The sequence below is a fragment of the Candidatus Villigracilis saccharophilus genome (genome assembly GCF_016711665.1).
The window spans coordinates 1-16,621 of the sequence record NZ_JADJSO010000015.1; the positions used below are offsets into that span (position 1 = coordinate 1).

General features: G+C 49.1%; 18 protein-coding genes. 8 read left to right on the top strand and 10 right to left on the bottom strand.

Going from position 1 to position 16,621, the window contains the following annotated elements; all coding sequences use genetic code 11:
- Positions 1-256: hypothetical protein (locus IPL17_RS06015; protein WP_345306173.1), on the top strand; the 256-nt coding region annotated here is incomplete at its 5' end.
- Between the two features lie 450 nt (positions 257-706).
- On the opposite strand, the gene IPL17_RS06020 is transcribed toward IPL17_RS06015, so the two are convergent.
- A protein-coding gene (locus tag IPL17_RS06020) for an IS3 family transposase (RefSeq protein WP_345306174.1) occupies positions 707-1,788 on the bottom strand; the annotation gives its coding sequence in 2 pieces (ribosomal slippage) (positions 707-1,536 and positions 1,536-1,788; 1,083 coding nt in all).
- A 487-nt stretch (positions 1,789-2,275) separates the two neighbouring features.
- Here IPL17_RS06020 and IPL17_RS06025 point away from each other — a divergent pair.
- From IPL17_RS06025 to IPL17_RS06040, 4 genes are all read left to right on the top strand, one after another.
- The gene (locus IPL17_RS06025; RefSeq protein WP_345306175.1) at positions 2,276-3,292 is read left to right on the top strand and encodes a M17 family peptidase N-terminal domain-containing protein; all 1,017 of its coding nucleotides are present in this window, start codon (positions 2,276-2,278) and stop codon (positions 3,290-3,292) included.
- A complete protein-coding gene (locus tag IPL17_RS06030; protein WP_345306176.1) occupies positions 3,261-3,785 on the top strand; it encodes a M17 family metallopeptidase in 525 nt (174 codons plus the stop codon). Before IPL17_RS06025 ends, IPL17_RS06030 begins: the two co-directional genes overlap by 32 nt.
- Before the next feature lie 166 nt (positions 3,786-3,951).
- Positions 3,952-4,206 carry an RNA-binding protein gene (locus IPL17_RS06035; protein ID WP_345306177.1) on the top strand — a complete coding sequence of 85 codons (255 nt, stop codon included), beginning with the start codon at positions 3,952-3,954 and terminating at the stop codon, positions 4,204-4,206.
- 143 nt (positions 4,207-4,349) lie between these two features.
- Entirely contained in the window at positions 4,350-4,700 is a 351-nt protein-coding gene (locus IPL17_RS06040) for a hypothetical protein (RefSeq protein WP_345306178.1), read from the top strand.
- 11 nt (positions 4,701-4,711) lie between these two features.
- On the opposite strand, the gene IPL17_RS06045 is transcribed toward IPL17_RS06040, so the two are convergent.
- The 6 genes from IPL17_RS06045 to IPL17_RS06070 all read right to left on the bottom strand — a co-directional run bounded on the left by IPL17_RS06045 (position 4,712) and on the right by IPL17_RS06070 (position 11,750).
- The gene (locus IPL17_RS06045; RefSeq protein ID WP_345306179.1) at positions 4,712-5,287 is read right to left on the bottom strand and encodes an isoprenylcysteine carboxylmethyltransferase family protein; all 576 of its coding nucleotides are present in this window, start codon (positions 5,285-5,287) and stop codon (positions 4,712-4,714) included.
- A 155-nt stretch (positions 5,288-5,442) separates the two neighbouring features.
- Positions 5,443-8,022: a DUF87 domain-containing protein gene (locus IPL17_RS06050; protein ID WP_345306180.1), complete on the bottom strand. Its 2,580-nt coding sequence runs from the start codon at positions 8,020-8,022 to the stop codon at positions 5,443-5,445.
- A gap of 179 nt (positions 8,023-8,201) precedes the next feature.
- The gene (locus IPL17_RS06055; protein ID WP_345306181.1) at positions 8,202-9,458 is read right to left on the bottom strand and encodes a DUF5666 domain-containing protein; all 1,257 of its coding nucleotides are present in this window, start codon (positions 9,456-9,458) and stop codon (positions 8,202-8,204) included.
- Positions 9,451-9,999: a sigma-70 family RNA polymerase sigma factor gene (locus tag IPL17_RS06060; RefSeq protein ID WP_345306182.1), complete on the bottom strand. Its 549-nt coding sequence runs from the start codon at positions 9,997-9,999 to the stop codon at positions 9,451-9,453. The genes IPL17_RS06055 and IPL17_RS06060 overlap by 8 nt, the downstream gene beginning before the upstream one ends.
- A 137-nt stretch (positions 10,000-10,136) precedes the next feature.
- A complete protein-coding gene (locus IPL17_RS06065; protein ID WP_345306183.1) occupies positions 10,137-10,511 on the bottom strand; it encodes a DUF5666 domain-containing protein in 375 nt (124 codons plus the stop codon).
- A 126-nt stretch (positions 10,512-10,637) separates the two neighbouring features.
- Positions 10,638-11,750, bottom strand: a complete 1,113-nt coding sequence (locus IPL17_RS06070) for a phospholipase D-like domain-containing protein (RefSeq protein WP_345306184.1) — start codon at positions 11,748-11,750, stop codon at positions 10,638-10,640.
- 38 nt (positions 11,751-11,788) lie between these two features.
- Between IPL17_RS06070 and murJ the strand changes: the two genes are divergently transcribed.
- A complete protein-coding gene (gene murJ, locus IPL17_RS06075; RefSeq protein WP_345306185.1) occupies positions 11,789-13,357 on the top strand; it encodes a murein biosynthesis integral membrane protein MurJ in 1,569 nt (522 codons plus the stop codon).
- Positions 13,358-13,389: 32 nt separating this feature from the next.
- Here murJ and IPL17_RS06080 read toward each other — a convergent pair whose 3' ends face one another.
- The 3 genes from IPL17_RS06080 to xseA are packed head-to-tail and all read right to left on the bottom strand — an operon-like array spanning position 13,390 to position 15,325.
- A complete protein-coding gene (locus IPL17_RS06080; RefSeq protein ID WP_345306186.1) occupies positions 13,390-13,842 on the bottom strand; it encodes a divergent PAP2 family protein in 453 nt (150 codons plus the stop codon).
- The gene (locus IPL17_RS06085; protein ID WP_345306187.1) at positions 13,839-14,090 is read right to left on the bottom strand and encodes an exodeoxyribonuclease VII small subunit; all 252 of its coding nucleotides are present in this window, start codon (positions 14,088-14,090) and stop codon (positions 13,839-13,841) included. The genes IPL17_RS06080 and IPL17_RS06085 overlap by 4 nt, the downstream gene beginning before the upstream one ends.
- A gap of 29 nt (positions 14,091-14,119) precedes the next feature.
- A complete protein-coding gene (gene xseA, locus IPL17_RS06090; protein ID WP_345306188.1) occupies positions 14,120-15,325 on the bottom strand; it encodes an exodeoxyribonuclease VII large subunit in 1,206 nt (401 codons plus the stop codon).
- Between the two features lie 138 nt (positions 15,326-15,463).
- Between xseA and IPL17_RS06095 the strand changes: the two genes are divergently transcribed.
- Positions 15,464-16,063: a GNAT family protein gene (locus IPL17_RS06095; RefSeq protein WP_345306189.1), complete on the top strand. Its 600-nt coding sequence runs from the start codon at positions 15,464-15,466 to the stop codon at positions 16,061-16,063.
- 95 nt (positions 16,064-16,158) lie between these two features.
- On the top strand, positions 16,159-16,620 hold the full coding sequence (locus tag IPL17_RS06100; RefSeq protein WP_345306190.1) for an HIT domain-containing protein: 462 nt from the start codon (positions 16,159-16,161) through the stop codon (positions 16,618-16,620).
- The last annotated feature ends 1 nt before the right edge of the window (position 16,621 follow it).

The window sequence follows — 16,621 nt, forward strand, 5'->3', positions numbered from 1 at the left end:
AGGCAAATCAGCAGATCATTTCGTTAAGATCCTGTACCAATTGAATGGCTTTTTCTCCGGCAAGCACACTGTTTTCGTCTGGAACGGGATCCCGCGGGCTGGATGTCAGATCCGCTCAAAGCATGGACAGGGGGCCTGTTTTGGAATGAGCAATCCACGGGGAGAAAGATCCGCAAGCAAATCTGCCAAAGGTAACGTCATTGCCAAGGATGCTTTGCCCAACCCGAGGCAAGATCCGCTCCATTTATCCAGATAATATTCCTGACCATTAATTAGGAAATTGTGCCCCTGGCGTTGGAAAAAACGACGGACTGCCGCTTGCGGCTCAACAGCATGAATGGCTTGCGGCAAAGGATGCGTGTGACGGCCTGGCCTTGTGGGTGATGGGATAGGGTATGAGTAAGGAAAGATCAGGTGGTCAACATATGTGTGCATTTCCAGAATATCACATTGAAACATAGATTATTACGTCATCGAAAGGAATGATTTTAATGGTTGATTGGTCAAATTGAAAAATGAATTCAAGCAATCAATACTAATTCTGACATAGATGCTGTCTGATGGTAGAGGAACAACCCTGGTTGGTTTTATAAAAGAAAGTAATCCCTGCCCACCCCCTTCGAGACTGAATATATCTCTGAACTCCCAAATTCCATAATCTCTGTGTCAAGTACCCATTTTATGTACCAAAGATAAATAGACAAAATCAGGCATTTTGAATTGCAAACTGGCGGGGTGACAAACCCTTTAATGCCTCGTGCGGACGGATGGTGTTGTAATCTTCAAGCCAGTGCTCTGCGATCAAACGGACTTCATCCAAATCATCAAACAAATAAGCATCCAAAACATCTTCACGAAACGTGCGGTTGAACCGTTCGATATATGCATTTTGTGCAGGCTTGCCCGGCTGGATGTGGAGCAACTCAATCTGTTTCTCCTTCGCCCAGTTCTCCAAGCGCTTGGAGATAAACTCCGGACCATTATCCATGCGGATCTGTTTGGGAGCAGTTCGCCAAAGCAGCAGATTTTCCAGTACGCGAACCACTCGTTCTGCTGGCAGTGAATGATCGACTTCGATCCAGAGCGCTTCGCGGTTGTAATCATCAATAATGTTCAAGGTGCGAATGGCTCTGCCATTGGAAAGGCTGTCGCTCATAAAATCCAGAGACCAAGTCAAGTTGGACTGCACTGGCACCCCAAGTGCCAGTGCAGTCCTGGCAGCCAGCCGTTTCTTGGGTTTTCTGTGCAAATTCAGCGCCAAACCACGGTAAATCCTTCGAATGCGCTTGTGGTTCCAGCGATGTCCTTGATTTCTCAAGTAGTCGGTCATCTTTCTGCAGCCCCAGCGTGGTTGGCTTTCTGCCAGTTGCTGCAGTTCCTGCTCAATTTCGTGATCATCTGTTTTGCTGGCTTGATAGCGATAGGTGCCGCGATTCAAATTCACTGCTCGACAGGCTTGCCGTTCGCTCAGCTCATGTTCGGCGATTGCGTACTCGACCAGATCTCGCCGCTCTTCTGATTTCAGAGTTTTTTTTCGATAATATCTTTGAGCACTGCATGTTCCAGACTCAAGTTCGCATACATCTGTTTCAGCCGCCGATTTTCTTCTTCCAGCTCTTTCAGCCGTTTCAAGTCGCTGGCTGACATGCCGCTGTACTTTGATTTCCATTTGTAAAAGGATGCTTTGCTAAACCCGTGCTGACGAACAAGTTCTTCCAGCGACACCCCTGCTTCGGCTTCCTTCAAGATGTTTACGATCTGGCTTTCTGAAAACTTCGATTTCTTCATGTGGATCTCTCCTGGCTCTATTTTGCCATGATTTTTCCACTTCTCTTTGGTATGATTTTACGGGCTGGTTACCCTCTGCATCCTTCTGATTTGAAGTATTCCCGCTTCTCCACCAAGAGAAATTGATATCAGATTGCTTTCAAAGCTGCAACTTTAAAAAGCAATGGCTGAACAGACTTCAATCAGACAAAACTCTTTATCAACGCAAAAACAACTTGAAATTTTGTATTACACCTTTTTGCATAGATGCGGGGGAAGGGGTTAAAATCGAACAGCCAAGCGCGATAGGCCAGTTAAACCGATGAGCGGCAGCAAAGAAAATGATCGCAAACAGAGGACGCTAAGAGGGGGGTGCAGGGCGGGTGGGAATTGGCGTTTTTGCGCTCTTATCCGGCAGCGCCTTATTGTTGAGGAAGATTTCGCCGCCCCCGTAGATGATATGATTGAATAAATTATGAATTAACATTTCAACGAATTGGGAGCGAACATGGATATAAAAATCAGTAACTCATTAATTCAGGCCGTGAGCGCGGATGCGATCCTTGTAAGTTTGTATGAAGGCGTCGACATTTCATCGGGAGCGACGGGCGCAGTGGATATGGCATTAAATGGCGCTGTCAGTGAGCTCGTGAATGCCAAAGATGTGCGCGGAAAACTAAATGAAACGGCTATTCTTTATTCACGCGGAGTCATGCCAGCCCAGCGAGTGATCGTGGTTGGCCTCGGTAAAATCGAAGATATTTCACTAGATCGAATTCGTCAGGCAGCGGCAGCGGGCGCAAAGAAAGCCCGCGAGTTAGGGTGCAAAACAATTGCAGCCTGCGTGTTCGGCGCAAGTTCCATGGATATTTCATCCGCAGCCCAGTCAATGGTTGAAGGGACATTGCTCGGCTTATATCGCTGGCGAAAAAATCACACAAGCCCGGTTGAGCGTGAAGATGTAGATTCTTTGACATTGGTTGAATCTAATGCGCTGAAAATCGAAGCGCTTGAATCAGGAAGCAGCACGGGACAATCTGTAGCTTCAGGCGTGTACTGCGCCCGCGACCTTGTCAATCAGTCGCCGAATAATATGACCCCCGCCGCACTGGCAGAATCCGCTCAGAATATGGCCAATGAGGCCGGAATTAAGTGCACAGTACACGACCTCGAATGGATCCAGTCACAGAACATGAATGCGTATTTGTCCGTGGCGCAGGGCTCCGCCAACCCGCCTAAGTTCATTGAGATGGAATACAAGGGCTCAGACGAACCTCCGCTTGTATTTGTTGGAAAAGGCATTACATTTGATACGGGCGGAATCAGTTTGAAGGGTGCGGATGGCATGGAAGATATGCGCTCAGATATGAGCGGCGCGGCGGCGGTCATTGGGGCGTTTAAGGCGATTGCAAAGATGAAGCTACCTGTTCATCTTGTCGGGCTGATCGCTGCCTGCGAGAACATGCCCAGCGGAACCGCCTACCGTCCCGCGGATGTGGTCCGCGCGCAATGGAAAAACAATTGAGATCATCAATACCGACGCTGAAGGACGCATGACCTTAGCGGACGCGCTATCCTACGCGGCGGAATTCAAACCCAAAGCCGTGATCGATCTGGCAACATTGACAGGCGCATGTGTGACAGCGCTCGGTCAGAATGTAGCTGCAGGATATTTTGCGAATGATGACTCACTTGCCCAAAAAGTGAATGAAGCCAGTAATGCCTCTGGTGAAAAGTTATGGCGCTTGCCTTTATATGCTGAATATTACGACAAGATCAAGACCGACTATGCAGATATCAAGAATAGCGGTGGAGCCGGCAGCGGAGTAGGCAGCAGCGCTGTATTTCTTGAAGAATTCACATCCTATCCCTGGACACATTGGGACATCGCAGGAATGGCATTAGATAAAATCGGCAGCACCCCTCTGTATCCGCACACCCACCCGCCGCATGTAATCCGCGGCGCGACAGGCTTCGGAGTGAGAGCGCTGGTCAGTTTTGCGAGGGAATGGAAATAACCTTATTCCCACATAGACTGAATTACCCCGTCTGCGAACGGAATGTGTGCTACACTAAATGAGTAATAAATAACTGGATCTTCGTCGCACCACTTGGCCGCCGACCCTCTTATAGGGTTGCGGTCATTTTTTTATTTCCAGCCGAGCTGGAGAAGGATGTAATAAAATGGATGTAAGAATTTATGTAGGAAATTTGGCCAAGAGCACCACACAGGAAGAAATCAATACCTTGTTCGCAACAGCGGGAGCCGTTACTTCGGTCGACCTCGTAATGGACAAAGGCACTGGCTTGTCGAAGGGTTTTGCATTTGTATCCATGCCTGCGCAGGCAGATGCAGACAAGGCGATCAGCATGTTCAATGCTTATTCATTGGCAGATAATACGCTTAAGGTCAACATAGCCAAACCCAAGGTCGGATAAACACAGCAGAAATCGCATTACAAAATTAATTTCCTCGTTCGGTATGGAGCGAGGAAATTTTCTTATAGTCTTTGACAGACTCTCAATAGAAAATGAAAGCGCCTCCCTTGTATCCTTGAAACAGATACGATGGAGGCGCTTTTATGAAAGTCATTGCTATTCTTTTGGCATTTATCAATTCACTCGTCGGCGGATTGTTGATCCTGTCTTGCGTTTCTGCGGGCGAAGCGTTGGGATGGATCGCTTTCAAGACAGGCGCGGGGATCCTTGCGGTCTATTTTGGGGTATTGACTCTCAAAGACGGTATCCAACCCATCAGCCAGAACCGCATGATGCTAAGCGGATTATTCCTTGTCATTGTGAGCATATCCGCTTTAGCCTGGGGCATCCACTGGTCCATTGTCAGCGGGGATGTGAAGAACACGGTACTTTTTTTCGGAGGGAGTTTGTTTGTGCAGGGATTAACTTCGATATTGGGGATTGAGACAGGTTGACCAGTGCCTGGTTATTGTTTACCCAGCCTGACCCAGGGAATTAGCATGGGAGTGGTTCTTCGATATTCGGCATATCCAACGCCAAACTCACGCAAAAGTTTTCGTTCCTCAAAATACGCGCCTATCAATGTGTAGAGAGTGGCGCCGATATAGACGGTGAGTGTATTCTGTGAGACGGTTGATGTGAGCCAGACAGACAGCAATCCAAAGGTGTATAACGGATGCCGCACAACTCGATATAACCCTTGGGTAACAAGTGAGCCTCGTTTCTCGGTTTCGAACAGTTGGCGCAAGCCGACAAACGATAAGGAATCGGTTTGCAGGAACGCGGTCAATAACATCAACGCGGCAAAGATTTGTCCTCCAAACATCACCATGCTCCACGGAGCTGGGATTTGGTACACCAACCGATCTGGTAATGTTCTCATCAAATAAAGGATGGGCAAAAAACTCACCGCGGCGAACAGGTTATATCCAAGCCGATATAACCTTGCGCTACCCAGCATATCCTTGGCAAAGTTGGACGCCAGGATCGAATGGATGATACCCCACAGAGTTAATGAAAATAACAGGATCACAATACTCACAGTTTTATCCTTTAAATCATAGTGACGACTTGAGGTCGTCACTACCTTACAAATTTTACATCATCGCGAAAGCGTAAATATTCTTTAATCAAAGCAATGACCAACTCTATTGTGAGCTTACTTTATCCAGTTCCAGACCACCTCACAATAAGCTATTATTCCGCGCCAAAGGCGGGCAACTCAAACGTCTCGTCACCTGCCTGCACAATGTAAAACGGTTTCCATGCCACACCAAAGATATTGACATAGATATCTGTTTTCTTCGGTTTAATGCTGACTTCGCTGATCTCGTTGACAAGGCTGCCCCAACGCTCGTTGATCTCTGCAGCAATTACTTCCCGCTCACGTTCCAATGCAGCGAGATCTTTTTTGTATTGTGTGATGGATTCCTCCGATTCGCGCACATCTTCTTTGGCGTTCTGTGCCATGCGAAATTTCGAGACGGAGGTGGAGAGGCTTTTCTTGCGGCCAAAACCTAACAGTCCAGCGACAGCCTCTGCGCCGCTCAGGCCTGTCTCGATATTGCGATTTTGCAAGTCCGCCTGATCCTGTTGGAGTTCGCGTTCTTCGCGGAAGAGTTTATCTTCTAGAGACTTGATCTTCCTGTCGATCGCTGCGGCTTTCTTTGCGACTTCGGCATCACGCGCATCACTCGCGGCATCGGAACACGCCTTCATGAATTCAGCCTGTGTGACATCAGGTCCCGCCGAAACTTTAAGAGCGCGATTTTCGCGCGCCATGACTGACGTATTACGGAAGATCCAATCGGTGAAATCTTTTTGCAGAGCGGTCATCAATTTTGAGTCATTCAACGGTACGTCTATTGCGCCAAAGCGTGCGCCTGCGGTTGGCGTGGTTTCGACTTTATCCAGCGAAGGCCCAGCATAAGGGAACTCATCCCAGCGGACAATACCGCGACGATCAAGCGAGTTCACAAGCGCCGCTTTTGTGACTTCTGCATCCACGCCATATTTGCGGTCAAGTAACCTGACCTGGGCGGCGGCAAGCAGAGACGATCGATAGATCACACCCTGGATCATGGCTTGCGAAGGCATGGATCGTTGAGCGGAGGAAAAAGCCTCGGGCAGACTGAAATTCTGGGGCAGGAAATATTCGCGGATGCCGGCAGGGAGAGTGGGTTTTGTTAAATTTCCATTGGTTGACGGCTGAAGGTTGCGCGCGGCAGGCTGAACGCCCACAGACTGCGGTTCAGAAGATTGGGAAATCGGCGCAACTGAAACAGGCTGAAAGGCTTCGACAGAAGGGCGAAGTGGTGTATCCGCCACTTCGCCTGCCTTCGAAGCGGGAACCGATAGAGGCGCAGTGCGAGGCGCTGCCACAGCGTTCACCAACTGATTGAGGGAGGGGATCTGGGCTCGCGTCATAGGTCCAGCCAGGAAATTCATCGCCCAGCGGGTTTGAATTAAGACAGGCATTTTTTCGTGAACATTGTGCATGACAAAGACACGTTTGCCAAGCGATGAGATTAATTTATCCATCTCAGCGCGCGGAATCCCGCCCGCGGCGCTTTCGAGACCATCCAATAAGCGGTTCTTATCGCGCTCAGTCTGGAGTTTGCCAATGAACCATGTACCTGTGTTTGAGAGAGCCTTGTAATCCATATCCACAGGGTTTTGGGTGGCGAGCAAAAGACCAAGCCCAAAGGCGCGGGCTTGCTTCAACATCCGAAGCAACGGACCTTTTGAGGGGGGCACGGCGGTAGGCGGAAGATAGCCGTAGATCTCATCCATGTAGAGCAGGGCGCGCAGAGAGGAAGAACCTTTTTGAGTACGCATCCATGTTTCAACAGCGGAAAGCAAAAGCGTAACGAAGAACATGCGCTCACCATCTGAAAGATGCGCAAGATAAAAAATACTATGACGGGGTTTGCCCTCAGGTGTAAAGAGCATGGATTGGATGTCGAGGGTTTCACCTTCGCGCCACGTTTCAAAGGCAGGTGAGGCGAGGATGTTGTTCAAGATCATCGCGAGTTCCATTCGGTCTTTGGCTGGGAAAAAGGTATCGACAGGGAACGCGCCGAGGTTGGGAAACGGCGGGGTTTGCGTTTGAAGAATTAGCTCGGTGAGATCGAGGTCATTGCCCGCGCTCCAGTGGAATTCAAAAATATTGGAAAGCAGGATATGCTCGCGCGAGCGAATCGGGTCAATGTCATTCATGCCGACCAGACCAAGCAAGGCGGTGACAGTGCTTGAAATTCGTTCACGCAAAACCTCGCGGTTGGCTGCCCATTCGAGATCAGGCGCAGCCAGCGAGGAAAGCACGCTGACAGAGATACCGGCATCTGAGCCTGGGGTGTAGATCGCGAATTTAGCGGCGTTCTGCAACGCGAGCAAACGCTCCCGCCCGATACCCCATTCATTTAATCCAGCGCCCCATGCAGAAGATGCCTCATCTGCGATCTGTTCCATCGTCTTACCCGTGCGGCGTTGCATTTCGGGATCGATCCACGGCTGAAAGTCCTGCGGGAGCAGATCGGGGAAATGCAAAAGTAAATTAGTCAGGTCACCTTTGGGATCAATGATAATAGCGGGGACATTTTGTAATGCGGCTTCCTCGAGCAGGGCAACGCATAAGCCTGTTTTTCCTGAACCTGTCATGCCTGTGACAACGGCGTGGGTGGTTAAATCTGCGGGGTCATATTCAACAGCGACTGTAGTGGGCTTCGCGGTTTTTGCATCCACTATACGACCAAGGTAAAAATTTGAATCTGCCATGAGTTGTCTCCATAACTTCTTTTACCTCCCGGATAATAGCATATTTCGGGAGCTTTGTAGAACGTGCGTGCTAGTAGATAATTTAATCCATTTTAGCAGAAATGGCAATGATAATTGGGCAGAGACTATTTAAACAAAAAATGCGAGGGGTTACCTCGCATTTTTTGTTTTGATCTTTGTTAACCGCCGCCATTATGATTGTCATTATCATTATGATTGCTGTCGTTATCACTGCTATCATTGTCATTGCTGCTGCTGTCATTGCTGCTGCTGCCGTCATTGCTATCGTTACTGCCGCTGTCGTTGTCGTTGCTGTCGTTATCACCGCTGTCGTTGCTTCCACTATCGTTATCACCGCTATCATTATTGTTGTTGCTATCAGATTTGGATCCCTTTACTTTTACTTCAGTAACGATAAATCTTCCATCTTCAGCATAGTACCCTTTAATTTCAACTTTGACGCCATTCTCCAGATTTCCTTTGATCGTGGCACTTTCCAAATACACGGTTTTGCCTTGGATCACAAGCGTGGTTTCTGACAGAGATTCAACAACCCCTTCCACCTCAAAATCTTCGCGGTGTTCAGGTTTATCCCCACCGCCGGCTTCATTGCCATTATCGCTTGACTGACCGCCTGACCCATCACTATCATTTGAATTTGAAATCGAATCTAATCCGTCGTTTCCGTTAATATCAGAGTTCGAATTTGACTCAGACTCTGATTCTATTTCAACAGGGAGACCAACAGGTACAAAGACACCGTCTGGCAAGAGTTCGAGTGATTCCAACTCCACAAACCCCTGTGCATTGGTCCGACCAGTCACGATCACTGCCAACCCAATTTCGGGAATCTGCAAATTGGATGGAATGAGAACATTTACGCCTGAAACATAGTAGACGCCATTTACCTGCATAAACACGCCTGCAAACTGGATGACTTCATGGCGGCCTTCAGCAATCAATTCGTTCACTTCATGTAAACGTTCGATCTCAAATTGGCTTTTCACCACATCACGAACATCCCGATCAAGAGTAAAAAGCAATTGCAGATCTTCCCAGGTGCGTTTGACCGGATAAAGATTTTCGCCAGGCAGCGCTGTGGCAGATGCGCCCACCAAACCAGTTCCACTTACAAGGAAAGTGGCAGCCATTCCGAGGGAAAGGGCAAGCCGTTGGAAGATCGGGATTACGCGTTTGCGTGGAGCTATTTTCGCTTCCCGCATCTCGGAGGCGCGCTGTAATAATTTTGCGCGTCCACGGCGCATCGCTTCCGCCGAAGGGTCCGCGCTCAACTTGCGAGCCTGAATGGAAGCCTTCAAGATCGGACGTAACTCATTGGCAAGATCAGGATAACGCGCGATGACACTTTCAAGCGCTGCCCCTTTCTCAATTTCCTGCAAACAGGTTTCCAAAGCATCATATAATTTATTATTCATAGTCCACCTCACCGACCTCGCGCTGAAGATTAGCCAGTGCGCGGAACTGGAGAGCCTTGACGGCATTTACATTTTTATTCATATGCATTGCAGTTTCTTCCAAAGAATATCCCTGTCCAAAACGCAGGGCAAGTACATTTTGTTGATCCGGACTCAATTGCGCGTACGCGCTTTTTACAGAACGGTTCTGTTCGCGTTGATCAATTTCAGCGGCGATGCTCGGGCTAAGGTCGGGCATCGTCTCGGAAAGTTCTTCCTCAGGACGACGGTATTTTTTACGCAAGTGGTCCGCCACAGCGTGGGAAGCGGTCCCAATCAGCCATCCCTTAATATTGGTAGTTGGAGCTTTATTATTCTGGGCAGCTTCAAGCATACGCACAAAAACATCGCTGGCAATATCCTCAGCCACGGTTGCGTCACCCATTCGGTATAATACATAACGATAAATTTCTGAAAAATACTGGTCGTAGATCGCTCCGATAACCTGCTGATCAAGATCACGCAAGCCATCCAGAACGCGTTTGTCTTCGATGCTAGACATGGGAAACGCGGCTCTCCGTTGATAATTGGTTGGAATGGTTCGTTCGTTCATCGGAGTATACCATTCTGAAAGCGATAAAAATTACCGTATTCAGAATAATCCATTAATTATCCTTTACCATTGTTGTCATTTTAAATCTAGTTAGAACTACCGATCGAGACCTGAGCTGCATTCCAAAGTTCAATTTCCACAATGGTGTAGCTGCCATCAGGGTTAAGAGAATAATGTACTTTGACAAAGTCTCCCGACTTAAGCAGGTCTTTAAACGTGGTAGTGCTTGTAAGAGTGAAAAACTGTCCGCCGATGAGAAGTGTATCCATTCTCATACTCTCTACTATGCCATAAGCATCACTGTCACCTTTATCAAAAACGATGGTTTGAGTATTAATTTTCGGTCCAATTTCAACCCCGGCCGTTGAATTATTCGCATGGATCGCCGCGCTGGCGCGGGCTGTGACAAGTAATGCGGCTAGCAAGAGTAAAAAAACAATTTGGCGGGTAATTTTTTTCATATTTTCCTCAATAAATATGTCTCGGTTACATTTATAAGTCGCAAAGGTAACAAAAAAGTTACGGCTGTTTTCAGTAAATTACTGAAAACAGCCGTTTTGGGTGGTGGAAATTTATCTCAGGACAGGTTATTTTGTTTGCGCGTACACCCTTTGGAACTCGGCAATAAATTGCGCGGCGATATCCTGATTGTAGATCACCAATAAATCCTCGTCATTACGGGTCTCGGCGCTGTCGGTAAAGTTATATGAGCCAAAAATAACGATATTTTGGTCAATGATCATCACTTTGTGGTGCATTTGGCCGGGGTTGGCATCCTGATAGACATCCAAACCATCCTGACTGAAATGGTCGAACTCGGTGCCGATATTCGATTTGACCTGGTCGGTTTCCATCACCCCTGCCACGGTCACACCGTCTGCGGCGCGAGCCCGCACCGCCTCTCCGATCGGGTCAGCGGTGAAGGAAAAAGCCATGAAATAAATACTTTCCCGGGCATTATTGACCAGGTCAAGGAAACTGGCTTGCACACCATCATCAGGCGAAAAGTAGACATCGATCGGCGTACCGTCTATGGTGACACGCGGATTGGGGGTCTCGGCGACCACATCGGAGCCAAACTTGTCATCCGTGAACATCTCTTCAAATTCTTTTGTAAAATTCTCAGCCATCTTCACAGAGCGGATCCGCATCAAATTATTATTATCTGTATACCCCCCAGAATCTGTAAAATTCATCGAACCCAGCCACACCTCAGAGTTGTCAATCACCACGAATTTATCATGCATCAGCCCTTCGCGCCGATCTCCCAAAATGGGAATACCCGCATCCTTCAACTTCTGCGGGTCAGAACGGTCGAGGTTATCACTTTCCATCACCATGCGGACTTGTACGCCGCGGTCGTGCGCGCGCAGTAACGCATCGCGAATGCTGTTCAGGCTCAGGCTGTAAATGGCAACATCCACACTCAAGCGCGCGGAATCGATCGCCTCGGCTAGTGGACCGTCAGGGCCGCCTGTTTTCTGTGAGGCAAGCGGGCTTTCAGGATCCGTAAAATACAGTTCGAACCATGCGCCGCGCACCCCATAGCCTGCGCCGAGCGGAATCTCTTCCAGCGGAACAGATGGTTCAGAAACAGGAACATCTGTCGGCGGGGGCGAAGCGGGAGGCGTCAACGGAACCGCATCACAAGCAGTCAATATCAGGGCAAAAATGAACAGGATGGTGAAAGTCTTCTTCATAAAAATTTCTCCCGAAGCGATTATAATCCCGCCACCCTATGAAAGAATCAACAGCAAATAAACAGATCGCGCGCGCCGCCGGCACGGTCATGATCGCAATACTCTTTGGACAGATCGCTGGACTGGTGCGCGGAATTCTTGTGGCACGCACTTTTGGCGCATCGCCTGAACTCGACGCGTTCTTCGCGGCAAACCGCGTCAGTGAAACCCTGTTTTTGCTGGTGGCAGGCGGCGCGCTTGGCTCTGCGTTCATCCCCATGTTCACTGGATTGCTTGCACGCGACGACAAAGTTTCCGCCTGGAGACTTGCCTCTTCGATCGCCAACGCGGTCACACTGACCCTCAGCCTGCTCGCCGCACTTATTGCCTTTTTCGCCCCGCAAGTGGTTCACTACACTCTCGGACTTTCCAACGATCCAGAAATTTTCGCGCTGACAATTTCGCTCTTGCGAATTCAATTGATCTCCACGATCCTGTTTGGGCTGGGCGGATTGATCGTTGGCATCTTGAACGCGCATCAAATATTCCTGGTGCCCGCGCTGACGCCTGCCATGTATCAGCTGGGAATTATTTTCGGCGCAGTCTTCCTCTCCCCCACGATGGGAATTTACGGGTTGGCATGGGGAGTTGTGATTGGGGCATTGTTATATTTACTGGTCTTGCTCCCCACACTTTTCAAGCAAAAAGGTACGTATACTTTCACACTGGATTTCAATAACTCAAACACCAGACAAGTATTTCTCTTGATGGGACCACGTCTCCTGGGTGTGGCAGTGGTACAGCTCAATTTTTGGGTGAATTTAAGATTGGCTTCGCAAATGCCTTTTGGAAGCATCACTGGCTTGAATTATGGCTTTTCATTGATGCTCATGGCGCAGGCAGTCATTGCGCAATCAGTGGCGATCGCGGTCATGCCGACTTTTTCCGCACAGCACGCGCTCGGCCAGAATGATGAAATGCGCGCATCCCTGGCATCCACCTTGCGCGGCGTGATCTTTCTTGCCTTACCCGCCAGTATCGGACTCATCCTTTTGCGAGAGCCGTTGATCTCGATGTTATATCAACGCGGAGAATTTGACGCGCGCGCCGTTCAACTTGTGGCATGGGCTTTGCTCTGGTACGCTGCGGGCATGGTCGGACATTCGATCATGGAAATTCTGACGCGCGCCTTTTATGCCCAGCATGATACCAAGACGCCAGTCATGATCGGCGTGATCGCGATGGGATTGAATGTGATCTTCAGCATTCTCTTCGCCAGGCTGTTCGCATCCATTGGCTGGATGCCGCACGGCGGCCTGGCGCTGGCGAATTCTTTTGCCACCGCGCTCGAAGCTGCCGCATTATTTTTTGTGATGCGTAAGAGATTAAATGGGATTGATGGGGGACAAATTTTGAACGGAATCGGACTCGCCGCCCTCGGCGTATTGTCCATGTCGGTCGTGATCGCGGGCTGTCTATATTTTGGGAAAAACTTGAGCGCGTGGATCCTCACGCCCATCGGCGTGATCTTTGGCGGCGGGGTTTATATTTCCGCGCTATGGATCTTACGAGTGCCCGAACTACAGTATATGGTCAGCGGGGTCTTGAGAAGGTTGAAAAATCGGTAGGGGCGAGGCGACCTCGCCCCTACATAAAATCATTACGGCCAAATCTTCCACTGTACGAACGCCACCAATAAACCCAACAGAATCCCCCCAACCACCTCAAGCGGCGTATGACCGATGACTTCCTTTAGAGCATTCTCATCCCACATATGACCTTTTAATAACTCGTCAAAAAGCAGGTTGATGCGTTCCGCGTGCATACCAGCCTGCCTGCGCACACCAGCCGCGTCATGGACAACGATCATCGTGATGGCGACGGCGATCCCAAACAAAGGGTTATTGAATCCCTGATACAAACCAACTGCGAGCGTTCCAGAAACCAATAGGGCAGAATGGGAAGAGGGCATCCCGCCGGGAGCAAAGAACATGGCCCACATCCAGCGGCGCGAGCGCAGGTATTCAGTTGGGATCTTTAACGCCTGCGCCAACAGCCAGGCGATCAACACAGCGATCAATACTTTATTCTCGAAAATGGCAAGAAAGTTCATTCGGATTCTTCCTCGAACGGAATGAGCGACTCTCCAGCCAGTTTTTGCACTTTGAGTTGAGCGGACTCAAGCAATGCGCCGCAATGCGTGACCAAGGCCTGCCCCCGTTCAAAGAGATTCAGCGACTCTTCGAGAGGGTTCTGCCCATCTTCCAGAGATTCGACAATGCCCTCGAGTTCAGTCAATGCTTCCTCATAGGATAATTCTTCCACTGTTTTTTCTGTTTTTTTTGCAGATGCTTTTGCCATAAGATCTCCGTGCAGTGGGCTCGGCCGATTTACGATTTACGATTTATTTCGAATTCGCCGTCACTAACGCGGACTTTCATCTCGCCGTGCGCCTGAGATGTTTTTGACACGACAGCGCCATCATCTTTTCTGGTGATGATAGCATATCCACGCGAAAGTATGCCTTGCGGGTTTAGCGATTGCAAACGTTTTGATATACCATCTACGTTTGAGGCCTGCAATTGGATGCGGTGAGTCAACGCGGAATATGCGCGGCGGGAAAACTCATCGAGATGTTGATATTCCGACTGAAGCTGTCTTTCTGGTGAAACATATTTCAGGCGCGCTGTCATAGATGAGAGCACTGCTTTTTGTTCAGCGAGCAGGTTCGAGGTTAAGTCATTGAGACGCGCGCGCGCAGAGAGCAGGTCACTGCTGAGGTCGAGAATCGTGATCGGCGTGGCAAGTTCCGCCGCGGCGGTCGGCGTCGGCGCGCGCAGATCCGCGGAAAAATCGCAGAGCGTGAAATCGGTTTCGTGACCCACGCCTGAGATCACGGGCGCTTTTGAATTCGCCACGGCGCGGACAATCCGTTCATCGTTGAAAGCCCATAAGTCTTCAATGGAACCGCCGCCACGCGCAAGCAGGATGACATCTGGGTTTTGGTGATTGAGCGATTGGATCGCTTTGACGAGCGCGGGAGGGGCGTCTACGCCTTGCACGGGCGAAGGCGCAAGAATGACGCGGGCGAGCGGCAGGCGGCGGCGAATGGTGTTCAGCATGTCGCGCAATGCCGCGCCTGTTTGCGAAGTAACAATTCCAATCTTGCGGGGAAACTGCGGAATGGAGCGTTTGTGTTCAGGATCAAAAAGACCTTCAGCCTCAAGCATGGCTTTCAGACGCAGGAACTCCTGATATAACGCGCCTTCCCCTTTGGGCTGGATGAGATTCACCGCGAGTTGGTAACTTCCCTGCGGCTCGTAGACAGTGAGGCGTCCATGCGCTTCGACTGCCATGCCGTCCTGCAAATTGACACGCAGCCGCGCTGCGTCAGGTTTCCACATCATACACTTCAAGGAAGCATTTTTATCCTTGAGTGTGAAATAAATATGACCAGAATTCGGTCTTGAGAGATTCGAGATCTCACCCTCCACCCACACATCCTGCATTTCAAGATCGCCTTCCAGCAATTTACGGATGCGGAAAGTGAGTTGAGAGACGGTCAGGTGAATGGAGGAAAACAAGGTCGGCTGCATTGAATTACAGGATAATCGAAAAATGGTGAATAGTGAATAGGAAATTGGAAAGAGTGAGATATGAGAAAGGCGAAAAAAAATTCGCCTATAATTGTTGAAATATTTTTTGTGATGTTATTCTAGCTGGAAGGATAAAATATGAAAAAAAGATGGATTGAGCCAATTACACTCACGGGTTTAAAAGTTGTTTTGGAACCGCTTTCCCTGGAACATTTGGATGGCATGATCAACGCTGTTAAAGACGGCGAACTTTGGAAGTTATGGTTCACATCCATCCCCTCGCCTGAAAAAGCGGAAGCATACATAAAAACGGCATTGGATATGCGCGATAATGCGGGAGCGATGCCGTTCATTGTCCGAGACAGGGAATCCAATAAGATCATAGGCTGTACCCGTTACTTCAATGTGGATGAGGGCAATCAACGCCTGGAGATCGGTTACACATGGTATTCGGAAAGTTATCAGCGGACGGCCGTAAATACGGAGTGCAAGTACCTGCTCCTGTCTCACGCATTTGAAAAATTGGATGCAATCGCAGTGGAGTTCCGCACACACTGGCATAATCACAAGTCGCGCGCCGCGATCGCCAGATTAGGTGCAAAGCAGGATGGCGTGTTGAGAAACCACCAACGCACAGCCGATGGAAGCTATCGCGACACCGTTGTATTTTCCATTATCAATTCGGAGTGGCCTGCAGTGAGACAGTCGTTGATGTTTAAGTTCAACAATCAAAATTAATTAAAAGGTTTAGGAAACCGTTCGAGTCTATCGAGAAGATAATAATTTCTCTGCTACAATCTTTACCTATGAAGCATCTCTGGTCACCCTGGCGTATGAAATATATTGAAAAACACGAAAAAACGGCTGGCTGTGTATTTTGTATTGCGCAAGACAAAACAGACAGCCCTGAAAATCTGATCGCCTTTCGCGGGAAAAACGCGTATGTGATCCTCAACCGCTTCCCCTACACGAGCGGACATGTGATGGTTATTCCCTTCAGGCATGAGTCCAATTTGGAAAATCTTGATCCCGAGACTCGCGCAGAAATGATGGAACTTGCTTCACGCTGTACAACCATCCTGCGAAAAGTTTACAGGACGGAATCTTTCAATATGGGAATCAATATCGGCGAAGCGGCGGGCGCAGGCGTGTTGGGACATGTCCATATTCACATTGTACCGCGCTGGGCTGGAGATACGAATTTCATGTCCACGACAGGAGAGACGCGCGTTCTGCCTGAGTCTTTGGAGGATACGTATCAACGTGTACATGGGGAATTTCTAAAACACAAATAGA